Genomic DNA, 2,393 nt, shown 5'->3' with positions numbered 1-2,393 from the left:
CCCCCTACCGGAGGCGTTCGCGCCACCGCCCCGGTCCACGCCGGTGCGCGTGCTGGTGGCCGACGACAACCCCGTGGTCCGCGCCGGCCTGACCGCGCTCCTCTCCGGCCACGAGGACATCACGGTCGTCGCGGAGGCCGCCGACGGCCGCCAGGCCTACGACGCCGCCCTCCGCCACCGCCCCGACCTCGTCCTCCTCGACGTCCGCATGCCCGATGTCGACGGCCTCTCGGCACTTCCCCACCTGGTGCGGATCGCTCCCGTAGTGATGCTCACCTACAGCAGCGAATCGGAGATCGTCCAGGAGGCCCTGCGGCGGGGAGCGGGCGGCTACCTGGTACACGGCGAGTTCACCGTGGCGGAACTACTCTCCGCGATCCGCGACATCGTCGCGGGCCGGGCCCACTTCACGCCCACGGCGGCGACGGCAGTACTTGCCCAACTCCGTTCCGGTGCGACTGCACATGGTGACGGAACCTCAAACACCCCACAATTGGCGACTTCTCGCGAACAGCTTTCGCAACTGCAACCGCTTGTGGGACAGTCAGGTCAAGTGTTCCAACTCAGCACGAGGGAGGCGGAGATCATGGACCTGATCGCGGCGGGCCTCACCAACCAGCAGATCGCCGCCACCTGCTTCATCAGCGAGAAGACGGTCAAGAACCACATCAACCGCATCTTTGCCAAGCTCGACAGCACCAGCCGCTCGGAGGCCGCGGCCAAGTGGCTGGGAACGGCGGTGACCCCGTGAAGCACTCCCGGACCACGAATTGGGCCCGCGACTGGGCCCTGGGACCCTTCACGGAGACACCCGCTCCGCTCTACGTTCCTCATGCCGGTAACGCCTCAAACGGAGGGGAACGCCATGAGCGACCTGATGCTGAAGACCGTCGTCGCGGCCAAGGTCCGGATGAGCGGCTGGAAAAACACGACGACACAGGCCACCCGCCGCCGCGGCGACCGGGGGCAGACCGCGGTCGAGTACCTGGGGATCATCGCGGTGGTGGTGGCGATTGTGGTGCTGATCGCGAATACGAACTTGGGGGCGACGATCGTCAACAAGTTGACCGCTCAGATCGCCAAGGTGGCTCCCTGACACGTTCGCAGGCGCAGGGCGACGCAGGGCAGGCCTTCCCCATCTACCTCACGGTGGTGGCGGGCCTGCTCTTTCTCGCGTTCGCCTATTTCGCGGTCGGCCAGGCCGCGGTGAACCGCAATGGTGCTCAGACCGCCGCCGACGCGGCAGCGCTGGCGGCCGCGCAGGAGACGAGGGACGGGCTCGCGGGTCTGTGGGTGGAGGACGTTCTCGATCCCACGAAATGGCAGGACATCCTCGATGGGGACGGTTTGGGGCTCCCTGACCCCTGCTGGCGCGCCCGTGAGCTTGCCGCTCAGAACGATGCCACTGTGAACGCCTGCGACCCTCAGGGACTGCGGTTCCGAGTCACCGTCCAAGCGAACAAGACTGCGGGGGAATCCGTCATCCCTGCCACGAGTACCACGAAGGCGCACGCCGATGCGGTCGCCGTGATCGAACCGCTGTGCACGTTCGATCCTCCTGCTGAGGATGCCGAGGTGGACGTTCTGCCGAAGCTCACCTGCGAGGACGGGGAAGAGAACACGGAATGGGAGTTGGATCCTGACGACCTCGGTGATCTCCCCAGGCCCGAAGATCTCTTCTACGTCCACCTGGCCGACTGACGAGCGAACGATGAGTGGAGAAGGAAGCAGAGTGATGAGCATGCGGTTCACGGGGAAAGCCCGCAGGGGGATGGTCGCGCTGGCCGCCGTGGCCGGGCTCGCCCTTGGCTCGGCGGCTTGCGGCGGGGGTGGAAGCGACGACGACAAGAAACCTCAGAACTCGTCGTCCGCTTCGACGGCCAGTGGATCGCAGCCGGACCCTCAGGAGGGGCAGTCCGAAGAGCCACTGGCCGAGGTGAAGGGGCCGGGCGGGCTACTTCTTCAGATTACGTCGGCAGCACGCGACTCCGGTGGCTTCGTGACGGTGAGCGGTGTGCTGAAGAACGACGGCTCGGAAGTGGCGGTCATCCCCCTGGAGTTGAGCGGCAACGAGACCGAGATCATGAACAACGGCAGGTCCCTCGGCGGAGCCACCCTCGTCGACTCGAAGAGCAAGAAGCGCTACTACGTCCTCCGCGACACAGAAGGCCGTCCCCTGACGACCACAGGCTTCTCGACGCTCAAGGCCGGCGAATCGATCGACGTCTTCCTCCAGTTCCCGTCACCGCCCGCCGACACGACCGACGTCTCCTTCCAGCTGCCGCTGTTTCCCAGCGCGGTGATCAAGGTCTCCGGGTGACCCCCAGATGACCCAGACCCGCCACCTCCCCCTGGCCCTGCTCGCGACGACCCTGTTGCTGCTCACCACACCC

The 2,393-nt window shown here is 66.4% G+C and carries 4 protein-coding genes; all 4 read left to right on the top strand.

Annotated features, from left to right (window positions below; all coding sequences use genetic code 11):
- A partial coding sequence (locus BZL64_RS27630) for a response regulator (protein WP_086771901.1) occupies positions 1-751 on the top strand: 751 nt, incomplete at its 5' end.
- A gap of 114 nt (positions 752-865) precedes the next feature.
- Positions 866-1,096, top strand: a complete 231-nt coding sequence (locus BZL64_RS27625; RefSeq protein ID WP_086771899.1) for a Flp family type IVb pilin — start codon at positions 866-868, stop codon at positions 1,094-1,096.
- Positions 1,093-1,701 carry a pilus assembly protein TadG-related protein gene (locus tag BZL64_RS27620; RefSeq protein ID WP_086771900.1) on the top strand — a complete coding sequence of 203 codons (609 nt, stop codon included), beginning with the start codon at positions 1,093-1,095 and terminating at the stop codon, positions 1,699-1,701. The genes BZL64_RS27625 and BZL64_RS27620 overlap by 4 nt, the downstream gene beginning before the upstream one ends.
- A gap of 34 nt (positions 1,702-1,735) precedes the next feature.
- Complete coding sequence (locus BZL64_RS27615) at positions 1,736-2,320, top strand: hypothetical protein (RefSeq protein WP_086771898.1); 585 nt, start codon at positions 1,736-1,738, stop codon at positions 2,318-2,320.
- Positions 2,321-2,393 lie beyond the last annotated feature (73 nt).

The organism is Streptomyces bobili (genome assembly GCF_002154575.1).
Lineage (GTDB): Bacteria > Actinomycetota > Actinomycetes > Streptomycetales > Streptomycetaceae > Streptomyces > Streptomyces bobili.
Note: the sequence above shows the minus strand (reverse complement) of the source record. Positions and strands in the feature narration are given on the sequence as shown.

What these genes read in the sequence shown, in the direction of transcription:
- BZL64_RS27625 (WP_086771899.1), top strand. Translation starts at nt 866, where the DNA reads ATGAGCGACCTGATGCTGAAGACCGTCGTCGCGGCCAAGGTCCGGATG.
- BZL64_RS27615 (WP_086771898.1), top strand. Translation starts at nt 1,736, where the DNA reads ATGAGCATGCGGTTCACGGGGAAAGCCCGCAGGGGGATGGTCGCGCTG.